The sequence below is a fragment of the Rossellomorea vietnamensis genome (assembly GCF_008180415.1).
GTDB lineage: Bacteria > Bacillota > Bacilli > Bacillales > Bacillaceae_B > Rossellomorea > Rossellomorea vietnamensis_C.
Genome location: NZ_VTEI01000003.1, coordinates 401,824 through 425,027 on the forward strand (window position 1 = coordinate 401,824; position 23,204 = coordinate 425,027).

At 45.0% G+C, this 23,204-nt stretch carries 19 protein-coding genes, 1 pseudogene and 1 riboswitch; of the genes and pseudogenes, 6 read left to right on the forward strand and 14 right to left on the reverse strand.

The genetic code is table 11. From position 1 onward, the window contains the following. Window positions 1–171 precede the first annotated feature (171 nt). From FZC78_RS08090 to FZC78_RS08115, 6 genes are all read right to left on the reverse strand, one after another. Window positions 172–693 carry a type 1 glutamine amidotransferase domain-containing protein gene (locus FZC78_RS08090; RefSeq protein ID WP_148939185.1) on the reverse strand — a complete coding sequence of 174 codons (522 nt, stop codon included), beginning with the start codon at window positions 691–693 and terminating at the stop codon, window positions 172–174. Between the two features lie 72 nt (window positions 694–765). Next, the gene (locus tag FZC78_RS08095) at window positions 766–1,173 is read right to left on the reverse strand and encodes a hypothetical protein (protein WP_148939187.1); all 408 of its coding nucleotides are present in this window, start codon (window positions 1,171–1,173) and stop codon (window positions 766–768) included. A gap of 1,304 nt (window positions 1,174–2,477) precedes the next feature. Further along, entirely contained in the window at window positions 2,478–3,752 is a 1,275-nt protein-coding gene (locus FZC78_RS08100) for a TIGR02679 family protein (RefSeq protein ID WP_148939189.1), read from the reverse strand. Further along, entirely contained in the window at window positions 3,749–7,861 is a 4,113-nt protein-coding gene (locus tag FZC78_RS08105) for a TIGR02680 family protein (protein WP_148939191.1), read from the reverse strand. The genes FZC78_RS08100 and FZC78_RS08105 overlap by 4 nt, the downstream gene beginning before the upstream one ends. After that, a complete protein-coding gene (locus FZC78_RS08110) occupies window positions 7,858–9,021 on the reverse strand; it encodes a TIGR02678 family protein (RefSeq protein WP_148939193.1) in 1,164 nt (387 codons plus the stop codon). The genes FZC78_RS08105 and FZC78_RS08110 overlap by 4 nt, the downstream gene beginning before the upstream one ends. Further along, on the reverse strand, window positions 9,022–10,515 hold the full coding sequence (locus tag FZC78_RS08115; RefSeq protein WP_148939195.1) for a TIGR02677 family protein: 1,494 nt from the start codon (window positions 10,513–10,515) through the stop codon (window positions 9,022–9,024). It abuts the gene before it with no gap. Between the two features lie 164 nt (window positions 10,516–10,679). On the opposite strand from FZC78_RS08115, the gene FZC78_RS08120 reads away from it, so the two are divergent. After that, the gene (locus FZC78_RS08120; RefSeq protein ID WP_148939197.1) at window positions 10,680–10,898 is read left to right on the forward strand and encodes a hypothetical protein; all 219 of its coding nucleotides are present in this window, start codon (window positions 10,680–10,682) and stop codon (window positions 10,896–10,898) included. 72 nt (window positions 10,899–10,970) lie between these two features. Here FZC78_RS08120 and mntA read toward each other — a convergent pair. Beyond that, window positions 10,971–11,305: pseudogene (mntA, locus tag FZC78_RS08125) on the reverse strand (type VII toxin-antitoxin system MntA family adenylyltransferase antitoxin); the annotation flags it as partial. A gap of 59 nt (window positions 11,306–11,364) precedes the next feature. Here mntA and hepT point away from each other — a divergent pair. Both hepT and FZC78_RS24540 read left to right on the forward strand, forming a co-directional pair. Continuing rightward, entirely contained in the window at window positions 11,365–11,772 is a 408-nt protein-coding gene (gene hepT, locus FZC78_RS08130; RefSeq protein WP_148939199.1) for a type VII toxin-antitoxin system HepT family RNase toxin, read from the forward strand. Window positions 11,773–11,822: 50 nt separating this feature from the next. Next, a complete protein-coding gene (locus tag FZC78_RS24540; RefSeq protein ID WP_286365480.1) occupies window positions 11,823–12,965 on the forward strand; it encodes an SEC-C metal-binding domain-containing protein in 1,143 nt (380 codons plus the stop codon). 356 nt (window positions 12,966–13,321) lie between these two features. Beyond that, window positions 13,322–13,407: riboswitch (cyclic di-GMP riboswitch) on the reverse strand. Window positions 13,408–13,768: 361 nt separating this feature from the next. On the opposite strand, the gene FZC78_RS08140 is transcribed toward FZC78_RS24540, so the two are convergent. From FZC78_RS08140 to FZC78_RS08155, 4 genes are all read right to left on the reverse strand, one after another. Continuing rightward, a complete protein-coding gene (locus FZC78_RS08140; RefSeq protein ID WP_148939201.1) occupies window positions 13,769–14,974 on the reverse strand; it encodes a M20 family metallopeptidase in 1,206 nt (401 codons plus the stop codon). Window positions 14,975–15,047: 73 nt separating this feature from the next. Then, the gene (locus FZC78_RS08145; RefSeq protein WP_286365481.1) at window positions 15,048–15,782 is read right to left on the reverse strand and encodes an amino acid ABC transporter ATP-binding protein; all 735 of its coding nucleotides are present in this window, start codon (window positions 15,780–15,782) and stop codon (window positions 15,048–15,050) included. Next, window positions 15,775–16,434 carry an amino acid ABC transporter permease gene (locus FZC78_RS08150; protein WP_148939203.1) on the reverse strand — a complete coding sequence of 220 codons (660 nt, stop codon included), beginning with the start codon at window positions 16,432–16,434 and terminating at the stop codon, window positions 15,775–15,777. The genes FZC78_RS08145 and FZC78_RS08150 overlap by 8 nt, the downstream gene beginning before the upstream one ends. Before the next feature lie 28 nt (window positions 16,435–16,462). Next, a complete protein-coding gene (locus FZC78_RS08155) occupies window positions 16,463–17,221 on the reverse strand; it encodes a transporter substrate-binding domain-containing protein (protein WP_148939205.1) in 759 nt (252 codons plus the stop codon). A 342-nt stretch (window positions 17,222–17,563) separates the two neighbouring features. On the opposite strand from FZC78_RS08155, the gene FZC78_RS08160 reads away from it, so the two are divergent. Both FZC78_RS08160 and FZC78_RS08165 read left to right on the forward strand, forming a co-directional pair. After that, entirely contained in the window at window positions 17,564–17,881 is a 318-nt protein-coding gene (locus FZC78_RS08160) for a hypothetical protein (protein WP_148939511.1), read from the forward strand. A 400-nt stretch (window positions 17,882–18,281) separates the two neighbouring features. Beyond that, entirely contained in the window at window positions 18,282–19,940 is a 1,659-nt protein-coding gene (locus FZC78_RS08165; protein ID WP_148939207.1) for a M4 family metallopeptidase, read from the forward strand. Between the two features lie 173 nt (window positions 19,941–20,113). Here the strand turns inward: FZC78_RS08165 and FZC78_RS24545 are convergent, their stop codons facing one another. Both FZC78_RS24545 and FZC78_RS08175 read right to left on the reverse strand, forming a co-directional pair. Beyond that, the gene (locus FZC78_RS24545; protein ID WP_148939209.1) at window positions 20,114–20,293 is read right to left on the reverse strand and encodes an aspartyl-phosphate phosphatase Spo0E family protein; all 180 of its coding nucleotides are present in this window, start codon (window positions 20,291–20,293) and stop codon (window positions 20,114–20,116) included. A gap of 130 nt (window positions 20,294–20,423) precedes the next feature. Then, the gene (locus FZC78_RS08175; protein WP_148939211.1) at window positions 20,424–20,852 is read right to left on the reverse strand and encodes a hypothetical protein; all 429 of its coding nucleotides are present in this window, start codon (window positions 20,850–20,852) and stop codon (window positions 20,424–20,426) included. A gap of 265 nt (window positions 20,853–21,117) precedes the next feature. On the opposite strand from FZC78_RS08175, the gene FZC78_RS08180 reads away from it, so the two are divergent. Next, a complete protein-coding gene (locus FZC78_RS08180; protein WP_148939213.1) occupies window positions 21,118–21,825 on the forward strand; it encodes a hypothetical protein in 708 nt (235 codons plus the stop codon). A 108-nt stretch (window positions 21,826–21,933) separates the two neighbouring features. Here FZC78_RS08180 and FZC78_RS08185 read toward each other — a convergent pair whose 3' ends face one another. After that, the gene (locus FZC78_RS08185) at window positions 21,934–23,034 is read right to left on the reverse strand and encodes an acyltransferase family protein (RefSeq protein WP_148939214.1); all 1,101 of its coding nucleotides are present in this window, start codon (window positions 23,032–23,034) and stop codon (window positions 21,934–21,936) included. Window positions 23,035–23,204: the final 170 nt, after the last annotated feature.

Below are 23,204 nucleotides of genomic sequence, written 5' to 3' on the forward strand. Positions count from 1 at the left end.
ATATCCTCGTAACCAGGAAAAGAAAAGAGCTGCTCTCTCAGATTTGAGAGAAAACCCTTGGTATACGGGGAAAAATCCGGCTTTTGGGATTTTTCCGAAAGCAACAATGTATGCAAATACAGCCTTTTAAAAAGACGAATCCCGCTGGTTACGGGATTCGTCTCTTTTTGTTTATTTCTCCATTACAGAGATAAAATCTCTTAAATAATCCGGCAAGTCAGCCGGCCTTCTGCTGGACACAAGATTTCCATCAATGATCGAAGGCTCGTCCACCCAAGTGGCACCTGCATTTTCCATATCATCTTTGATACCCGGCGTGCTTGTCACTTTTTTACCCTCAAGGATTTTGGCTGAAATCAGCACCCATCCTGCATGGCAAATTTGGCCGATCGGCTTGTTCTGCTCGTTCATTTTTTTCACAATCGAAAGGATTTCTTCATATCTTCTCAGCTTATCCGGCGACCATCCGCCTGGTACAAGCAGCGCATCGTAATCGTCAGGATTCACATCTTTAAAAGAAACATCGGAAACAGCAGGCACACCGTACTTCCCTTTATAGGAATGGCCTTTTTCTTCACCCGCCAGATGAACCTCCGCTCCTTCTTCTCTTAAACGCAGGACAGGATACCACAGTTCCAAATCCTCGAAATCGTCACTGACCAGCTGCAGTACTTTTTTATCTTTCAGTTTCAATGGACAGTCCTCCTTTACATTTCTCCCCTTATTTTCTGTCAGGAGAAATAGAAATGCAAATTTCCCGGGCGGCTACATATTATTCTTTGTAATATGGCGCCAGATTTCTTCACCAATATATCCTTGAATATGGATCATCGTCTGGTTCCATTTGATTTTGTAATTTTCATCCGTCACCCCTTGGGCAAGCTGCACAATCGCTGAAGGCGGCAGCGGCTCCTCCAGATTTTCAAATTGAACAAGAGGCATGTAGTGTTCCAAGTCATCTTCCCCGGCTTTTTCAATGATTCCCGATCCGATTCCGCGGGCGATGATCCCATTTCCATTGCTGTAGAGAAACACCATGTCATTGGCTTCGATGTGATTGATGAGGTATTTCCATGGAGAGTAATAAGCAGCGACCTTCTGTTCTTCCAGCATCTCTGCTTCATTGTGGGGATTTTGGGATTTGTTCGTATTGACGAGGTAAGCTTTTGGCAAATTGTTCCTTCCTTTCCTTAGTAGACTTTGTGTTGGCACTTTTTGCGTGGTAAGCGAAGTGAGTCAGCAAAGATTCCTATCGATAGGCACACCTCCTTATCATTCTATTATAATCTTTTTCCAGCAGGTGCTAAAAGGAGAAACCATTAGCGAAAATTCGACAAAGTGGTTTCTTAGCAAATTATTGGTTACTTTATAAAACTTTTAAACCCGGCCGCAACCCTTAAGGACATCAAAAGTGAAACCATGACTTTTTTGACCACATCCTGCTCCTGGATACATACCTTCCGCACAATCTCAACTCATGTTCCCACATCTCGCTTCTGGATACATATCTCCCTCCCATTCCCCCAACTCATGTATCCACCTACCGCTTCTGGGTACATATCTCCCTCCCATTCCCCCAACTCATGTATCCACCCACCACCTCTGGATACATATCTCCGGCCAAATCCCTCTACTCATGTATCCACCTACCACTTCTGGATACATATCTCCGGCACAATCCCTCTACTCATGTATTCAACTTTCGCTTCTGGATACATATCTCCCTCCCATTCCCCCAACTCATGTATCCACCCACCACCTCTGGATACATATCTCCGGCACAATCCCTCTACTCATGTATCCACCTACCGCTTCTGGATACATATCTCCCTCCCATTCCCTCTACTCATGTATCCAACTTTCGCTTCTGGATACATATCTCCGACACAAATGCCCAACTCATGTATCCACCTACCGCTTCTGGATACATATCTCCGACACAAATGCTCAACTCATGTATCCACCTACCACCTCTGGATACATATCTCCCTCCCAATCCCTCTACTCATGTATCCACCTACCGCTTCTGGATACATATCTCCGACACAAATGCCCAACTCATGTATCCACCTACCGCTTCTGGATACATATCTCCGACACAAATGCTCTACTCATGTATCCACCTACCGCTTCTGGATACATATCTCCGACACAATCCCTCTACTCATGTATCCACCTACCGCTTCTGGATACATATCTCCGGCACAAATGCTCTACTTATGTATCCACCTACCGCTTCTGGATACATATCTCCGACACAAATGCCCAACTCATGTATCCACCTACCGCTTCTGGATACATATCTCCGACACAAATGTCCAACTCATGTATCCACCTCTCGCTTCTGGATACATATAAAAAACGCACTGCGAATTCAAAATGAATTCACAGTGCGTATTCATAGATGTTTTGAGTGTTTGCACCTCTAAAGTAAAACCGTCAGCCTGCAAGCCGGGGTGCTCAAAATCCTCCTAAGTCTACCCACGCATATCCCGAATCAAATCCTCAATTAGGCCCTCCTGGTATCCAGCCTTCCCCTCATCTTTCAGCGCAGAAGCAATCGAAGCCAGCTCCGGGCACTTCAGCGAATCCAGTTTCCCGATCCGCGAGGTGATATCTTCCTGGGAAAGGCTTTTACGATAAGAATCGGAATCCATTCGCCAAAAGGAGACACTGTCTCTATACCGCAAACCTATTCTATCCGCAATCATCAGGCCTTCTGGATCGAGATCTCCTGAATAGTTGAGCTTGCAGCCTTCTTCCACGAGATAATCCAGAAGAAGCCACCCGGCTGTCCGGAGCTGCCCATGAGTACAAATTATAGAAGCATCCTTCACTTCATCCAGTAAGGCTGATGCGACACTGGAATTTTCTACGATCCATACTTCATTTCCAGAAGCTGGCCAGATCCTCTCCAGCCCAAGCAGCTCTCTGACCGGGACATTCATAACAGAGCCGCGGGCAACCGAACCTTCCCACGCAGGGTGGATCCCTTTCTCATCCTCCGCCAGGAATCCCCGGCACGTTACGAAACTCCATAAGTCATCCTTTAAAAGACCGTGAAACCCTAATAGGTCATTCATTTCTCCTGAACTCTGAGGCGTCCTTCCATCCCATTCACCTCTGCTCACACTTAACACGTACAAAGCATGAAGAAGAAGTTTTCCAGTTACCCCATTGGTATCAAAAGAGTGCGGATTCCCGGTTATTTTTTGAGCGAAGACAGGCAGCCGGATAAACTCCCCTTTTTCAGGCAGGCTTTTCAGTGCAGAAGAAACTATTAATAACACCTCCTGCAACCAGATCGGATCCTGCTTGTGCAGACCCCAAATCCATCTGGAATCAGCAGGCTTCTCCGCCAGCCGCTCCCACCACCACACAGCAGCGGGAGCTTCAGCGGCCAGCGAGGAAAGAAATTTCTTTTCCTCTTTTAGAGTTAACTCGTCCTCCTCTCTCTTTGTTAAAATGGTCTCCCCGAGTACTTCCTGGAGAAGTTCAACGAAGCTGTACTCCCTGAATGGAGTGAGGGCGAGCTCCCGTTCAAAGTCGGCAAGCGCCACTTTCCCTTTATCTATCAAGCTCTCGGGTGAAACCCCCATAAATCCCGCTACCGATAATAGTTCCTCATCAGAAAATCCATCCAGCTTCACCGCTCCGGATACTCTTCCCAAGGAACGATATTTTTGTTTAAACAGAGCGAAAAGTTTCAGGAAGCCTGATTCCTCTTTAAAAATTTTTAATGAAGGTGTCAATTGATCAGCACTTCCTCATCCTCTTCTGCCTCTTCCTCGATTATGAGATTCCTTTGGTTTCCGTCCCATTCATAACGGATGACGGTTACAAAGTCAGCATTTTTCGGGCGGACAAGCTCGCTGATCGAGAGTGAGGAAATCGTATCATAATCGCCCCATAAGGCTTGCGAGTTCATAATGTAGTTGAATCCGAGCTGCTCGACTACTTCGAACATGTCGCGGATATTTTGTTCATCAACACCGGCGAACGCTTCATCCAGCGAGATGATATAGGGTGCCATCTCACCCGCCTCTTTGTAGCGTGAGTAAGCAGCCGTAAATAATGGGATATACATCGCCATCGCTTTTTCCCCGCCGCTGAATTTGAAGAATGCGTTGTTCGTCAATTCTCTCTTCGGCTCGTTGACACGCCTGAAGGACAGGACGAAAGTGAACCATTTGCGGTAATCGAGAACCTCTTTCAAAACCTGATGCAGCGTCGATCCCTCATTGCGAAGCTGAATCAGCTCTTTCGCCTTTTCGATTCTGGATTGAAAATGCTTGGTGATGCGGTTCAGGTCTTCTTCGTTTAAAAATTTGCTGTTGCGCTGAAGTAGTTTTACCAGGTCGCTCGTGTCCAGCTCATGCTCGGATTCTGCCGTCAGAGGCTTCCAGGCCACGGAGAAAATCAGTCCTGATGAGTTGTCGCGGCTTTCCATGATGGCGTTCATTTCTTTCACCCACTTCTGGGCCCGCTGAATCCGGTTCCGGAGAATCACACCGACTGTGTTGACCATGATATCCTGGTAAAGCTGGCGGTCCTGCTCATCCAGCCAGCCGCGCTGGGATTCTAATTCTTTTTCCAAAGAAGAGTGGACAAAATAGGGGCTGACCCGCTGTCCCTGATATTCCATTTGCACAAGACGGCGGCTTCGGAGCTGCTCCCATTCACTTTTAAAAGGTTCATAGTACTCCCCGAAGTCCTCGCTGAACCAATCCGGACGCTCCTCCTCTTCGGAATACTCAAACATTCTGTACTCCATCAGATTCTGCTGCTCATTTAAAAAGGTTTTGGTAAGCTGCTCATTTAACTTGGCTCTGTCATGCTTTTCTAAAACAGCGCCCAGACTAGAGAGAATCGTGGGTGGTTCGGCTTCTTCTCCTGCGATGAAGCCCCGGCTCAGTTCTTTTTTCACGATGGAGCTCCACTCCATGGACATATTCAGCCAAAAAGCTGTATTTATCCTGGCCGACTCCAATTCCTTTAAGAGTGTATCTCGTGCTGCTCTCTTCTGCGGAAGCACTTCATACAAGTTACTGATTTGGTCCGTTGTCGTTCTCAGCTCTTCAAGAACTTCGCTGATGCGCTTTCGGATATCGTCGATTCCCTTCAGTTTCATCTGCTCTTCAATCGACTGAATTTCGGCTTTTAAGGTAGAAAGCTTGGATTCTGCACTATTTTGCTCGCCGCGAATCTCATCCAGCTCTTCCTCCGCTTCTTCCATTCGCAGGGAAAGGGCCTTGATTTGTTTGGAGATGTAGAGGCACTTTTGGGAAACATTCTCCAATTTATAAAGATAGGTCCGATAGCTTCTTGACGCCTCCAATGCTCGTGCAAGAGTTTCCATATCCAGCTTCAGGTTTAGGGAGCTGCCTTGGCCATGCAATTCCAGCTTGGTTCTCTGCATATCTTGAAGAACTTCTTTCCAGCGCCCCTCAAGTTTCAGCAGGTGCTGCTTTTCCTGAAGAATGGCTCGCTGATTGGTTTCGATGCTTTGATGAAGTTCACTAAGTTCCTTATCAGATGGAATGGTGGTTTTCCAACCCTCTGCTTCTTGTAGAGCTTCTTCACAGTCCATCACCGTTCGTTCCCATTGCTGCAGTTCTCCCTTCAGCAGGACCAGCTGCTCTCCCCACTCTGAAATCTTCTGCTGCTTGTATCTCTTCTGTGAAGTTCTGCCGATATATTTGGAGGGCCCTTCCTCTGGTGCATGGCCTTCGAGAAAGCCAATCGCATAGGCTCCATCGAGATCGATACGGAAGCCGTTTTCCTGTTCATCAAGGGAAATGCTTCTTAACACCTCGTCAACAAGGGATTTAGATATCTCGTCACTTTCATCCACATCTGGATACAAATAATCGGCGAGCGTGTGGCCGAGAACAAGCGGCTCCGCCCGGATGAAGCGGTCGTGAACGGGATTTGATTTTTCTTCCGTGATCAAGCTGTCCAGCAGCCCAGCATGCATGAGGGCAGACTCCAGCCGTTCTTTTTGTTCTTCAGTAACATGGTCCTCAAACTCAACTGCTGCATAAAACGGGAGGAATGGTACGCCCTTTTCCCTCAATTCATTGCGGGCTTTCTCTGTATCAGGATGGCGGTCAGGATTTGGCATTTTTAAGTTTTTCCAATAGTGAAGCTGGTTCTCCGCCTCTTCTATTTCCCTCTTCTTCTCCGTCTGCCTTTGGCGGGCCAGACTCATTTCCGCTTTCACTTCAGCTGTATAATCACTAATGCCTGACAGGAGCATTTCCCGGATATCTTCATAGCGGTTCGCTTCATAAAGCCCCTGCAAAGAACGGGCGATTTCCTGCTGCTGTTCTTCTGAATAGCTTACTTCCGAATGGCGCCCAATCCATGAAAACACGGCATGCTGGAGGCTGGCTTTCTGTTCAGTGAACCACTGCCTAAGATGATCCTGTTCTTTTTGCAATCCATCGATTTCCTGCTTTTTTTCGGAAGATTCCTTTTGCAGACGGTCGTGGTCGACACTCAAGCTCTCCAGTTTTTCCGCAAGCTTTCCAAGGGATGACAAGAGACTTTCATGCTGCCCGGACTCTTTCGACCAGACGGCGAAATCAAATTCTTCCCTGGAATGTCTTTGGAAATCAGCGGCATTGACAGCGTGCTGGCTGAATGCGGCCTCTTCTCCGTCGACCTCCAGTTCTCCCATCAATTCGCCGACCATCTGCTCCTGCCTGCTTAATTCCGCTTCGTCGCTTTCTCGCTGCTTCCAGTCGGCATTGAGCTTCTCTTTCTTTCTGTCCCACTTCTCCTGCAGATCATGAAGATTCTTATTCCACTTGCCTGCCTCGTCCTTCATCCTCGCTTTATCTTCTTCGAGCTTCCATACTTCATGCTTTTGCAGGCGGCCTTTTTCAGACTCGGCGAGTTCCCGCTTCTGCAGTGCTTGCTTTTGGTTCTCTTCCAAACGAAAGATTTCCTCACTGAGATTGTCCTCTTCTTTTTCCAGCGCCTGTGCCTTTTCCTCTCCCTTGGCATGGCGCTCTTGAGACACCTGCCACTGCTTCGCTCTTTCTGCCAAGATATATTGATTGTACAGATGGTATTGAGCGGTCAGCTTTTGACTCGAATCAAACTCCCGCTCTAACTGTTCCAACTGCTGCTGTGTCTGATCCATGTTTTCGATCGTGTCGGACAGGTGGCGGAGTTCATCATCTGTCAAAGGCGGAAGAGCGGATTCGAGAATCTCGTAAATGACGGTCGGCTTGAAATCCTTGGAGAGCTTCGGGCTCCGCAATTGAATCAGAAGCTTAATTAAATCCTCATACGCTTCCACTGATTGAAATCCGAACACATGCTTATTGACCAAGTCCATGTATTCCCGCTGCGTATGGACAACATAGCCCCCGTCTCCTATGCGGTTTTCCAACTCTTTTGCTGAAAAAGGCACCCTGTCACCAAGATGGATCTGTGAAAGATGAAAGTCCTTCCCGATACGGCGGTTATCCGTCAGGAGGAAATACCACGACTTAATGCCTTTATTCCGCTTCGCCTGCATGCCAATCCCTGTTGTTATATACTGATCCGTTCCACGCTTCTTGTATTCTATGAATAAATACCCTGTCCGCTCATCGCGGTTCACGACTTCCTTTTCGCCGAGCAGGTAGTCTTCCATCTTTCTCGCTTTAGAACCGAATGGATCCAGTCTGTCAGGCGATTTCTTTCCATCCAGCAGGACCGGAAGAAAACTCTGCATCGTCACCGATTTCCCAGATCCATTCGTTCCTCTCAAAAGGAGCTTGCCTTCCGAGAATTGAAAGATCTCCTCATCGTAATACCAGAAGTTCAGCAGCCCCGCTCTGTTCATCATCCATTGTGTGTCCGTCATTCCCTCTCTCCCCCTCTGTCAAAATCTGCAGGATATTCTCCAGCGATGACACCAAGCAGCGGCTTTATTTTGATCAAGCCTGTTTCTTCGTCTTCTTCGGCCATCATCCAGTCCTTCATCGATATCATTAACTCCGCCGCAATGCCGCTGGAGTTTTTTTCTCTAAAAAATTTCGACCATCCGTGCCCATAGGCCTCCCTCAACTCATCGATGGCCTGCTCAAACTCACTCTTTGTAAAAATGATCTCCCCGTTTTCAGCAGGCGTGTATCGCTCCCGCTGCCCGTGGATCTCTTTTGACAGCTGAAGAAGCAGGTCAGAGGACGCTTTCGTATCAGGGTACAGATTATGGTACTGCCTGCTTTCGGCAGAGGACAGGAACGCTGTATTTTTATAAACATGCAGCTGGTAATCGCTGTGTTTGTCAATGTCTTCACTGAGCCGGTTCCGGAAATTGCGGATGTACAGAAAGTCGGGATCCTGCTGGTCCTGGCGGTGGATGCCAGGGGAAAAGAAGAGCTTTCGATAGACTCTCTTACGCCGCTCATCTTCCTGATTCAGCTTCCAATCTTCCTTCAGCAGTTCTTCCCAATGCGTATAGGCCGCAAAATCGTCCGGATAGGTCCTCATGAAGTACCGGCTGTAGGTGGTTGCTTCATATAGAACCTCCTGCTCTTCGTTATGATCAAAGCGGGAGATATCTCCGTCAATCGTGCGGATCAGCTGAAAATTCATCAGCACCTTCACCGCCCTGATTAGTGACTTCCGGTGGGTAAAGAGCGTCCAATCCAGTGGAAAATCTCCCGGGTAATCACTTTGGATTTCCTGGCAGATCTCCGACAGCAGAAACTGCTCATCGACTGCTTTTCCCTCTAAAAAGGAGAGCGCACAGCAGAAGATCGCATAGTCCATTGGCTCCTGAAATTCCTGGATGCCCATCCACCTCTCCGGTTCAGCAGGTATTTTCTCCAGCTTGATAAAATGCTGGTGCACAATCAGCCGCAGTCCGAATTTATCACCGATATACCGGCGCAGCACTTTTTCCCGCTCCCTAATGAGCTGATACCATTCAGGCTGCTCAGACCTCAGGATCCAGTAATGATGAAAAAGAAGATCCATGCCCTGGATGGCCTTTTCGTCAAAAATCTGTGTCTGCTCCACTTATTTCACCCCTTCTTTTTTCAAGTGAAAAATCGCGTTCGGCATGGATAGCTTTCCGTCCTCAGCTTGTAACGTAATCATCTTGTTCTTATCCAGCTTTACTTCCACCGTCAGGCCGTAATCCGTTTTCACTTTTCTGTTTTTCGAAGCCATCGATTTTCCAATCCAGCTCAGTAAAATTTTGCGGATGAATGGCTCAACCGTCCCAATCGAGGACAGTTCAATGACACCTTTATTCATGTACTTTTCAATCAGCTGTTTTTCATGTTTTCGTTCTTCTAAATAGTGCTGCCGCTGTTTCTGTTTCTTTTCTTCATTAGAATCGAAGCCGCCGGGCTTGGTTTTTTCCCTGTAACGGATCGTCCTTGGCTTGATCGTCCGAAGTACAGGCTCTTCATCCCACGTATCTGAGTGAAGGTTATCGGTTGTGCCTTCCTGAAGGGACAGATGCTGGATGGTCATGGAGCCGAACACGACAGAGGAAAGCCGGTGAGATTCATCAATTCCGCTGCTTTCCTTAAACCAGTTCGCTAAATGGAGATAATCGCGCTTCCGGCTCCGGAAATGCTGCTGCCTCTCTCCGATTCTCTGAACATACCTCGTCATCCGGCGGATCATTTCATTCGTCTGCCACTGCAATACTTCCAATTCGCTTCGCTGAGAGCCTGATCCCAGGAACCAGCGGCACAGTGAATCCCAATAACCTTCATATTCTGACAGCCAGTCCTCTGATGACGAAGACAAGTCCTCAAGACGCGGAATCGATTGGCGGTGCTCGATCAGCTTTTGAAAAAAAACTTTCAGCTTGTCCCCGCTCAAGCTGTTCAACCGCTCCTGGATTTGCAAGGACGTTTTTTGAAGAGAAACTATGAAATCTCTTAAATAAGTAGTGAACTGATTTTTATAAATAAGAAAAGCCTCGGTCTGCATCCGCTGGTCTGTCTGTTCACTATTAATATAAGCTATGTAATCAGCCGTGCTCGTACGGATGCTTTGAAAATAGCGGAAAACATCCTCCCAAACCCGCATATATTCTTCTGGTGTTTTGGACAGGCTTTGATCCACTTCCTTCTCCAAGATAGAGAGCGATTGCAGCAGACGGTCAAACTGCGAACGTTCAAGCGAACCTTGAAAAGAATCACCAATCTTCTCGAGGCCTGACAGCATCCTCTCGATTTCCACCGTATACGGGGTACACTGATAACGAAAACGCTTCTTCTTATACTCCTCAACCGTCTTGGCGTTCGTCATATCCTGCCGCGCAATCAAGTTATTCCACTTCACCAGCTGTGCAAGCTGCTGATGAAGCTGCTCCTCGCTGTAATCCGGAAAAAAAGGAACCGACTTCATATACTCCAAGATCTCTTCAGGCGCAATATAATCTCTCATCTGCTCATGCTGCCCATAAAAATACCGTAAAATCGTCCGATAATGCGGAGCCGAATCTGCCGTAAGATAACTCGCCTCCACGATTCTCTTCAACGTAACATCCATCCCAGACACCCCTCCTTCTATCAAGCTCTATTACTCCTATTGTACTAGAAATGTGCTTCCATTTGGAGACGGTATTCATTGGATTTCTTGGTGATAGTCCCCTTCCGGAATTTGTCGAACCGCCAAACGTATTGCTAGAGTAGAAAATTTGAAGGGAGAGAGAGGTGGGCAGGAAAAAGAAACGCAGACAAAAAGAGGAAGAAGCAAAGGATTCTGGTGCACGGGAATTTCATTGCAATCGCTGTGATCTTAAATTTGAAGTCGAGTGGGAAGACATTTTTATGATTCAGGAACTCACCCACGGATATGTCGGATTCCATATTAATGATACTTTTATTTCGTGCCCGCAATGTGATGAGATAGTGGAAGAAGAGGAGTTTTAATTTTTCGAGGCATACTTCACACCCTTCACCAGCAGTTGCGATTGCCCCTGGATGAGAATAGAATAGTAAACAGACGGGTTCACGCTCTTCATTAAGTTGGGCATACTTTTTCAAAGCCTTCATTTCAAACTCCATTTTTCTTCTAACATCCGTACAATAGATCACTTTTCCAGTGTGAATGACTTCGGCTTAAGATCAATCAGGTCAACATCCTTATTCAATTTTGAGGCTAGTCCTTGAGCTGTCATAAAAATTGTATATTTATCAAGAGCCTTGTCGCTTAAGTAGGCGATATCAATATCACTCTTAGAGGTGGAATTTCCTTTAATGGGTGAGCCAAAAATAATGATGAGATAGGGGGAGGCTGCTTCTTTCAAGTAACTTATAATTGTCTTCTCTAAGTCCATGCATATTGCCTCCTTTAAAAAAATGTTACTTAGAAAAATCAAGGAAAGCGGGACCGTTTATGAAAAGTGACGTGATTCTTAATAAGACCAGTATCATCGAACACTGCATCAAGAGAGTCAAAGAAGAATATGACTATAACCCGCAACCTCTCCATAATTTTACTAAACAAGATTCCATCATCCTGAATATCCAGTGTGCCTGTGAAGCGAGCATTGATTTAGCTATGCATGTGGTGGCCGAGAAAAAACTTGGGCTTCCGCAGACAAGCCGAGATGCCTTTACTCTACTGGAAAAAGAAGGAATCATCACTACTGCCATTTCAGCTAGAATGCAAGCTATAGTAGGATTCCGAAATATCGCTGTTCATGCTAATCAGGAACTCAACCTTGAAATCCTTCAGAAAATAGTAGAGGATCACTTATATGATTTCAAGGAGTTTACTAAGGCAATTCTAATGAAGGATTAAAGTTGGATTGACTTCCATTTATAAAATTCACTATCGAAAGGACTGTTTTCATGTCTTCTTTTTTACATAAAATCGAATCTGCTTTAGTAAGCGATGACCCATTTATCCAGCACTATGCGGTAACTATTTTACAAGACAGCCACCTTGCTGAACCAAGCACACTCTTCAAAGCGCTGGAAGCCTATGACCGCAATGTTCCTACCATTTTCCCTTCCTCCCTCCTTCCTCATATAGACTTCTTGCCGGTGGATGAAGAAGGGGCTGTGGAGCTGATCTCCCGACTGGAAAAAGATAAATCCAATAAACAGTGGTATGTCAACCTGCTGAAAAATGCGGAAACAGCCGTCCTTCTTCAGCATGAAAGTGAATTAAAGAAACACCTGGATCCAGCATTTCTGAAAGAGCTGAAATTGCTGCCGGAACTGGATGAACAGGGACTCTTCTTAAAGCTCGCCGGCATTGCGGCCGACCTGGATAATGGCGATAATGACCACTCTCGCCTTCAATTAGGGAAACGTATCGTTAATGAATTAATTGATAGAGAAGTGATAGTGGACTGGGAAGCAGAGAATGCGATGAAGGAATTGCTGGAGTATTCGTTTATGCCTGCCATTGGTTTGTTTCAAGTGTATATGGCGGGAGAGCTGCGGACTGACTCCACTATACCAGACTTGATAAGCTTACTTGTCAGGGACGACGGAGATGAAGCACTGGAGGAAATCTCTTCTGCTCTCATCAAGATCGGCACGAATGAGGTTGTTGAAGAAGTGGAAAAGATTGCACTTAATGAGGATACGTTCATCTACAGCGTAGATATACTCGCCAAAATCAAGTCACCACAAGCCGAACAAGCCCTGCTAAGGCTTTTGAATAGAACAAAAGATATGACGATTCGAACTGTCATTCTGGACTCTCTTTGTCAGCAATTATCGGTTGAAGCCATTCCGCTTGTGGAAAAACAGCTATCAGCGGGCTATGACATGATCATGACCGATTTGGAACACTCCTTTTACGCGAATCTGGTTATGAATGAAATCGAGCATCCTGACCTTCAGGAAATAAAATCGAACTTAATTGCACAAGAAAAAAGAATTGAAGAGGCGGTTGCTCCCATAGTAAGAGAAGAGAAGGTTGGACGGAATGATCCTTGCCCTTGCGGAAGCGGGAAGAAATATAAGAAGTGTTGTTTATAGGAAAAAGATACAGGCTTTGATGTAATGAGTTCACTTCAGAGATGCAAACAATCAAAACACATATTAAATAGCACTTTGAATTCACTATAGAATTCACACAGTGTCTCTTTTAATGCTGTCCTCCTGACTAAGGGCGATTCCTTCCCTTATTTAAAAACTTGCGGGTATTAACGGCAAAAGGCTTAGAGATTGTTCTATCTCTAAGCCTTTTCATTAGGATTTATAGGATGGTTAGTTGATTGGGTCTGACCATTCACTAGTTAAAACCAAGGAGTCTACTGAACAGTTGTCTATGGAGGTAATTAATTTAGGAGATATCTATGAGAGGGAAATAGAGGTGTAATTATAAAAAAATATTCGGCAACTGGCGAGCATGGTCTAAAGACTTTCAGCCCCTATAGTTTTGCGTCTCCACCTTTCAATGGATTTGCCTTTCTCGAACGGATTATGATTGAAGATTATCTAAAAAGACGCCTGCGAGGATTCTGTAAGAATTTTATATAAATTCTGTTTTCTTCGCATTTAAAGAATTTTATACCGCAAAGCTTCAGCGGAGTCTTAACCTCTCTCATGTAGTAACCCGGCAAGAATATTCCTCCTTTTTTACAAGTTTTACAATTACTTACTATATTGATTTTATTCCCGATTGACTGAATAATCTAGCAATATTAAACCAAAATAAACGACAACGAAATCCGACAAATTAGCAATTTTTGGTCGAACCAACATAGTCCCTCTCTTAAAGCCTTTCTGTACAATAAAAAAATCCAAGCCTGTTTATGGCTTAGATTTTTCATCAAGGACTATTTGGTTCTAGCTGGTTCAAGTATATCTCCATGCTGTAAGGCAAATTCAGCCTTAACCTTGGCTAGCAGCTCCTTATTCACCAGCACCTCCACCCCAGTCAACGCCATCGCCTTCGCTCCAAGAATCATCGCTCCCCTGGCCTCATCCGTCATGGCCGCTTCCCGGAATTCATGGGTATGGCAGGCAAAGGGTCCGTCCGTAATCTTGATATAAGGGTGGATCGACGGCACGACCTGGCTGACATTACCCATATCGAGTGAACCGCTGCCGTCGCGCTGTTCGTGGACTTCAGAAGGAGAGACTCCCAGGGCAATCAATTCTGCCGTGAAAGCATCGGACAATCCAGCGTTGGTGATCATGTCATCGTAAGAGAATTCGTAGAAGGAATGCTTCATTTCTGCCCCGGTCTGCAGGGCTGCCCCCTCCGCGCACTTCTTCACTTTTTCCGTCAATTCATTTACATACTCACGTGTTTTGCCACGCACATAAAATTGCGCCACTGCATAATCCGGTGTCACATTCGCTGCCTTCCCTCCTTCTGTGATGATCCCGTGGATACGGGCGGACGGCAGGATATGCTGGCGCAGGGCATTGATGCTGTTGAAGGTTCCAATGACGGCATCCAGAGCATTGATTCCATCCTGCGGGCTTGCGGCTGCATGAGTCGGTTTGCCGAAAAACTCAAACTGAATGGCGTCCATCGCCAGGGAAGAACCGCTCTTTACATAGCTGTTGAGCGGGTGGACCATCAATGCCGCATCCAGCTCCTCGAAAACACCTTCCTCAGCCATCGTCACTTTGCCGCCGCGGGTTTCTTCTGCAGGGGTTCCGTAGACAATCACCTTTCCCCCTGTTTCGGAGAGGACCTTGCTAAGGCCGATTCCGGCAGCGATGCCCATTGTGCCAATGAGGTTATGGCCGCATGCATGTCCGACTTCCGGCAGCGCATCGTATTCAGCCATGAATCCAATGGCCGGCCCTTCCTTTCCACTGTCAATAACAGCTCGAAAAGCAGTCGGCAAACCGCATGTCCCCATCTCGACCTCGAAACCATGCTTCTCCAGTGTTTCCGAAAGAACCTTGCTCGCCTTGAATTCCTCATGGCCCAGTTCCGGGTTCTCTCCTATATAAATACTGATTTCATCGAAAATCGTCTTCAGACCATCAATCTCTTCCGCAACTCGCTGTTTTAATGGGTTCATATCTATCAACCTCCTTACATAAATATCGCCCGACCTACTTCGGGTGTCACCAGGGGCAGTACCTCTTAGCGGTTTAAAGCACTTTTTCCAAGAATTCTTTAGCACGTTCGCTCTTTGGATTATGGAAGAATTCTTCTGGATGGACGTCTTCCATAAGTACCCCGCCGTCCAGGAACAAAATCCTGTCTGCGACTTCTTTGGCAAAGCCCATTTCATGTGTGACAATAGCCATCGTCATTCCTGTGTGAGCCAGAGATTTAACAACGTCCAGCACTTCCTTGATCATCTCGGGATCCAAGGCGGATGTCGGCTCGTCAAACAGCATGACGTCCGGTGACATCGCGAGCGCCCGCGCTATGGCCACACGCTGTTTTTGCCCCCCGGACAGCCGGTTCGGATAATCATCTGCTTTTTCCGACAGCCCTACTGACTTCAAAAGCCGCCTTGCATTCTCCTCGGCTTCGGCCTCTGATTCACCTTTTACAACCATCGGGCCATACATGACATTCTGAAGGACCGTTTTATGCGGAAACAGGTTGAAATGCTGAAATACCATCCCAACGTTCTGTCTTACTTTCATTATATCGGTTTTCGGATTCGTAATCTCTTCTGATCCGATCCAGACCTCACCGCTCGAAGGTGTTTCCAAAAGATTCAAACAGCGCAGCATCGTTGACTTTCCGGAACCCGAGGGACCGATGATTGCCACCACTTCTCCTTTGCCAATCGTTGTCGAAATTCCCTTTAAAACCTCCAGCTTGCCGTATGTTTTATGAAGAGACTTTATTTTAATATACTCCTTACTCACTCTGGCGCAGCCTCCTTTCCAATCCTCTTCCCAGCAGCGTCAAGCCCATTACGAGCACATAGTAAATGAACCCTGCAAAAATCAGCGGTTCAAAAGCTGTGTATGTATTGGCACTGACAATTTGCGATCTTCTCATAATATCTAAAAACCCGATTGTCGAAACAATGGCGGATTCCTTGGTCAAAGTAATATATTCATTCATCAGGGCCGGAAGAATATTTTTCAGTGCCTGCGGCAAGATGATATCCTTCATCATCGGCCGGTATGGGATGGCCAGCGCTTCGGCCGCTTCCCTCTGCCCTTTGTCCACTGCCTGTATCCCCGCACGAATGATTTCCGAGATATACGCTCCGGAATTCAGCCCGAATGCAAGCATCCCTGCCAGGAACGGCGGAATGTCATAACCTGTCAGCTGGGGAGTGGCAAAATAAATCAGCATCAGCTGCAAAATCAGCGGAGTACCCCTGAAAATGGATGTATAGGCATCCGCTATCCACCTTAACACTCTGATTCTGCCAATCTTGAATAATGATAGTATTGTTCCGATGATAAAACCTACGATTCCTGACACCAAAACGAAAAGTAACGTCACCCAGACTCCGTTCAGTATAAAAGGAATAGAAGGCACGATCTGGAGAAAATCCAAATCCATGCCTGCCCACCTCATTTCTTCTTAATATTTATTCATCTTTCAGCCATTTCTCTTGGAGCTTCTCCAGCTCGCCGCTTTCTTTCATTTCTTCAATTACTTCAGAAAATTCTTCTGCCAGTTCGCTTCCTTTTGGAAAAGCAATGCCCATTCCAGGAGACAGGGAACTTTCATCATCAAAGCCTTTCAGGTCCAGCTCTTTAATGTATCCTTCAGCCACCGTTTTATCTAAGTAAATCGCATCAATACGTTTCGATTTCAGCTCCTGGATCAAAGCTGGCAACTTATCCAGTGCCTTTACCTCAATCTCAATGGTATCTGCTAATTTTTTCGCCGCTTCATCCTGGATCGTTCCAAGCTGGACGCCGATTTTCGTGCCATCTAAATCTTCCATGCTCTCAATCTCTGTCTCTGGCAAAGTAATGAACATCTCCCCTGAGCGATGATACTCAACCGAGAAGTCTACATTCTCTTTTCGTTTATCCGTCGCGGACATACCGGAAGCCACAAAATCAACCGTGTCCGCCTGAAGCGCTCCGATCAATCCGTCAAAGTTCATATCCTTGATTTCCAGCTCATAGCCCAGCTCTTCTGTAATATGCTTGGCAAGGTCAATATCAAAACCGACAATTTCTCCGTCAGTATCATGTGTTTCAAATGGAGGGAAGTCTGCCGATGTCCCCATTACGATTTTCTCTTTCCCTTCTCCGCTCGTTTCCTCTGATGTACCACAAGCTGCCAGCGAACCAGCCATCATAACCGCCATTAAACCTGTCATAAGTTTTTTCATATTGCTTGATCCCCCTAAAATTATTAAATTAATATTTATTCAATAAAATGTATCTTAACACATTTTAATAATTATACAATATATTTTATAATTATTTATAAGAAAACCTCCCTTTGTATATTTATGTGGCCTTCCTGTTGGTATTCCTGAATCTTAGAGGAGGACTTAAATGCCATGCTATAAAGATGTGAAGCTTCCTCTGTAATCTAAAGATGATTTCTCTCCACTTACTAAGCTGTACCTTTCCTATGAAGCAGACGGCAGGTTCCTGTATAAAGAACTCTTACCAGCTGTCCTATATGGTATAATGGATTAAATTGTCAGTGAAGGAGAGTGGAAGCCATATCTGTGTCACGCATTATGAAATGGATTACAGGTGCCTTTGAAGCCATTTTGGGGGTTCCTATTTTAGGCGCTGCCATCGTTATTAGTTTTATGTGGGCCCCTTTAGCTATTATGTTGATATTACATATTATTACTCTAGTACTAACCAAGAGAGATGATGGAGCATACACCGGAAGCATATTGGGAATTGTCACTTCCTGTATTGCCTGGATCCCTTTTGTGGGAATGATCATGCATATCGTTTCGGCCATCTTCCTTATGATTGATGCTTCAAAGACTGATCGAAGTTCAAGTGAAACTACAACCGTTGTTTAATACTTTTTAAAGGTAGATCCTCTTTGAAGAAGTCTCTTTTCGCAAAGATTGCGGCTTTTCTAATTTGTAAGGATTTCCGCTCCTCCCCTTCTACACAAAGGGGAGGAGGATCATTCAAAAGTAACAATCTCTTAGAAAAAAAACAAAAGCAGCCTGATGGTTTAATAAACCACCAGGCTGCTTTTGTTTTTATGCTTGAAGTCATAACTGCACTAAAAGCAACAATCTCTTAGCGCGTTAATAGACTAAAGGACTTTCTATCTATTTTGACACTCGAAATGACTCCGAATTCTGTACCATTGTTACTAATTAATATAATTGTAAGATAATTCAAACTAATCATGCAACTACCTATCAACTCTTCTATACTTGTACTATCTTGAATCTAGGAGGAATTTTATTGAAGAAAAAAGTTTTCGCTCCCATTCTGATCACGACCGCTTTGATTTCCGCTTCCCTTCCCTACAGCAACGTTCTGGCCGTGCAGCCTGAAACACAGGCAGAGAATGCTGCCGCAAAAAAATGGAATGAAAATGCCAATGTCCCGCTTTTTGTGAAGGAAAAACACGCAGCGAAACGTTCGGCTGTGACATCTGCAGACGCCATCAATTTCCTCAATGAACACAAAGCTAAACTCAACATGAAAAATCCCCAGGGAAACTTAAAGCTGAAGAAGAAAGAAAAAGACGAACTCGGCATGACCCACTTCCGCTATAACCAGACAAAAAATGGAGTTCCTGTTGAAGGAGCAGAAGTGCTCGTCCACTATAACAAAAAGAATGAAATCACCGCAGTGAACGGTACCCTAAATAAACAACTGGAGGAAAGCAATCTTGATACCACTCCAGCTGTCTCAGTCAAAACGGCTCTAGAGACTGCAAAAGCGTCCGTTGACGCACCTTCCACCTTAGATCAGCTTCCATCTTCTGACCTTGTGATCTATCCGTTCCAAGGAAAAAATCATCTTGCCCATAAAGTGAACCTCAGCTTCCTCGGTGATGAACCCGGCAACTGGTATGTATTTGTCGACGCCAAAACAGGGAAAGTCATCGATCAATACAATGCCATCATGCATGCCGATGAAATCAAAACCCAAAAAGGAGCCGGCATCGGAATATGGGGAGAACACCGCCAGTTACACATCTCCAGAAGCAAGCCTGAGCGTGGAGGAACTGTATTCAACCTTGCTGACTACAGCCATGAGGGACTAGAGGGGATCATTACATATGATTACTCGAAGGGATATTTAGAAGTGTTCCATGGAAAAGACGCATCTTTCAAGGATGACTTTGACAGAGCCGCAGTGGATGCCCATTATAATTCTGAACAAGTGTATGAGTACTACAAGGACGAACATGACCGCAATTCCCTTGATGACAACGGCATGCCGATTCAATCCGTCGTCCATTACGGCGAAGACTATAATAATGCGTTCTGGAACGGAACCTTTATGGTCTATGGAGATGGTGATGGTGAATTCATGGTGCCGCTGTCAGCGGGGCTTGATGTAGCCGCCCACGAGATGGCCCACGGCGTAACCTCCAACTCGGCCGGGCTTGTTTACCGCTTCCAGTCGGGTGCGTTGAACGAAGCGTTTTCTGATATTTTCGGAGCATTAATTGATGACTCAGACTGGGAAATGGGAGAGGACATCATGGCTCCTGCAGCAAGAGAAGACGGCAGGGACGCACTTAGAAGCTTGAGCGATCCGAGCAGATTCCCGGTCGGCGCTGCCTATGTGCCATACGGAAATGGCGACGGCATGTATCCATCCCATATGGATGAATATTACGACCTGCCACGTGACTTGGACAACGGCGGAGTGCACATCAACTCCTCCATCATCAACCATGCTGCCTATCTGACAGCCCAGGACATCGGACGTGAGAAACTCGGTAAAATCTACTATCGCGCACTTACCGTCTACCTGACACCTGACTCGGACTTCAGCCATGCCCGGGAGTCGATCATTCAATCGGCCATCGACCTTTATGGTGAAGGCAGTCCGGAAGTTGCAGCTGCTGCCGGCGGATTTGATTCTGTGGGGATTACAGAATAATAAAATTGGATTAAGTATCATCTATACAAACCAAGAGAACGGGCAATCTTCATTCGATTGCCCGTTCTCATTTCTAATTATATTCTTTCGCCTATATTCATTTTTCACTGCCAGCAAAGAAATGTATGGAAGGCTGTTTTAATGGTTCCTCCAGGAATCTGGTATAGGCATTACTAAGCCAATTTTGTTTCTCTTTTATTGAGATGAAGAGGAACCGCGGATTGGATTTTCATCAGAAGTTCATCTAACTCCTGACTGGCCTGAATCGCCTCTTCTGAAGTCATTCCATAGTTTCTAATCGCACAAAAATATTTTGGACTATTAATGTTAAAATAAAGGATAAAAAAGGCCATAGTAAAACCAAAAGAAGACTATCTTAAACTGATAGTCTCCTCCCTCTATATTTAAGACCACTCTTCCTTTCCAGCATGCAAAATCCTCTACCTGAAGTTCATTATTAATACTATTCTACTTGGAAATTCATTAAAGCCCGAGCTCTTTATTAGCCAAAACTTTGAGCGCAAGGATTTCTTCCTCACTCATTTTTTCTTCCAGCAGAGCAATAATTTCAGATTGTTCTTCCGGGGTAACTCCATCCGATACTTTCGACTGAAGATTCATCAACTCGCTTATGCCCACTTTCTTAATAACACCGTTGATTGCTTCTTCTTTTGTTTGATAAACCAACGTACTTTCATCGACATTTTCTACACCGTCATTCAGGAACTGTTGAAGTTCAGGATTTGCTGCGATCTGCCTCTTTACTTCCTCGACTTGACCCGGGTTGGCTGATTCCTGATCAACAAAGTCCCCTATTTTATCCATGGCCATATTGGTGCCGAAGTGATAAACAGCAAAGCCGGCTATTCCAAGTACTACTACAGCTATGGCCAGTATTTTTAAAAGTTTCATAACGGGTATCCCCCTTTACTTTTACTTAAAAATAATCTTACACGTTAACCAGCTTAAAATATACTCTCTGGTTAAATAACCTCATTATAAAAAAAAGCAAAACTTTATGAATACCTTTTTTGCTTCAGCATACGATGGGATGTCGGCATCCTTTAAGGAGGCTATACTATTATTTTCAAAAATTACAATAAAATCGAAACAAGAAGAGAACTTACATCGTCTAAAAGATACATAGCTAGTTAATCAAATACCCGGGAGGTGTAAAGTGAAAAAGAAATTTTCCGCAATCGTTTTTATGCTCCTATTCTTCATTGCCGCTGGTGCATTTCACTATCAGGGTACCCAAAGCACAGCTAACGCAAGTCTAGATCAGTCCGGGCAAAGCTCGGAAACCGAGATAGAAAGTACCGAAGAAAACAAGAAAGACAACACCCCTCAACAGAAAGATACTGACAATCATTCTACAGATGAAAAAAAACCTTCTACAGGAACAGAGGAAACTAAAGATAAGCAGAGCGATTCTGGAAGCACTAATGAAGACGAAGAAAATACTGATACACCAACTAATACGAGCGAAAATGATGTTTCCCCCACGGATTCAGCAAAACAGAATGAATCAATCATCCTTCATGGCAGTGAATACACAAATATAATGGATCTAGAAAAGTTTCAGGAGCTCGCTGCCATTGCGAAAAAACACGGCGGTATCCTGTACGCACTGGAAAACACCGATTTATTCGTAATAATGAAAGATGACACTCTTTTGTTTTCTATGTCAACTGGTACTGCCAGTGTCCCTAAAGAGAATGTAGGAATACTCTTAGATTTCTTTGCAGACAGTGAATACCAGGGACTCATTGAAAATATCAAGCTTGTACACGAAACGGGCGCAGAGGTGTCGGTTTCCTTCAGCGAAACAAGGGGATATTCCATATCTCAAAAGAACTCGATCATTCATGTGACTTGGGGATAAGAATAAAGCGCAAGCGCCTTAATCAGCCCCGACAGGCAAATGTTCCAACGCGAAAAAGTTTCCTAAACAATAACAAAGCCCCTTCAATCGAAGGGGCTTTTCCACTAATTAAACTGTTTGACCAGCCGGAATTTTTCCAGCATTATCTTGTACAATCGGAGCAGCATCCCCGTCGAGACGCGATTTAAGCTTAGCAGTCAACGGCTTCTCAATAAACGAATGCACCAGGCAGCCAAAGAATGTGATGATAACCAGCAGGCTGATGCTCGTTACAACTGGTCCTGCTGCATAAAACACTCCTGTCCTGCTGAATATCTCAGAGAAGGTATTCAGCACAAGGTTATGCGCCAGATAAATGGACAGCGAGGCGCTTCCCAGATAATTCAAGGCCCTCGGGATTCGGATATTCTTCTTCAGATCAATCGAAGCAAGCCCGTAAATGATCAAGACGGAGGAGAGCCCTGTATACAAGTCATAATAACTGTTATCCAATACCGGGTTGAGATAGTTCAACCAAGTCAGAGGAAAACCGGCAAGTCCAATAATCACCAGGCCAACTGAAACGAGCATCGAAGGCTGGAATCTTGTCACTGCATATGCACACAGCATTCCTGCCAGGAAAATCAGGTTATATTGATAGAAAAAGAAGTAGGGGATAAATTGCTCTGCCCACAAAATATTAGTCGCAAACCCAATGGAAATAATGGTCCATGTTGTCAAAAAAATCGTCGAGAAGACTTTCTTGGAAAGAAACAAGATCGAAAAAATCATATAAAAATAGACTGTGTAAACCAATGACCATGCCACATCCAGGACCGGCTTCACTCCATCAACCTCGGGGATAAGCAGCAGGGAATGCACAATCGTATTATAATTGATCTCATGCCCGACACCTAAGTACGGAAAGAAAATCAGGACTGGAATCGCAATCATCGTAAGAACAAAATATACGGGATAAATCCGGACAAACCTGCTTTGCATAAAGCCTTTTAATTGTTTTGGCTGCCCTAATTTTTTCTGATAAATATAAAAAAGCATGAAACCGGATAAAGCAAAGAAGTAATTCACCCCGCCGGAAATAGGAAGAGAAGACAAACCTAGCAAGTTATAATCCCAATACCCCTCCATATTCACCGAAACATGAAACAGCATAACCATAATAGGAACCAGTGCCCTAGATAGTTGAATCAAAACCAATCGTTTCCTCAATTTCTTTCACTCCTTTTATAAAGTAAAAACATCCTCTTCTTTTATGATATTTCCATTATAATATATATTTTGTTCTTTATAAAGAATTTTGTTCTCTCGTATTTTTTTTGGCCATTTATTAACAACCTCTCTTTGTTTGGTGTAGAGATTACTGGAGTAAGAAAGGCATT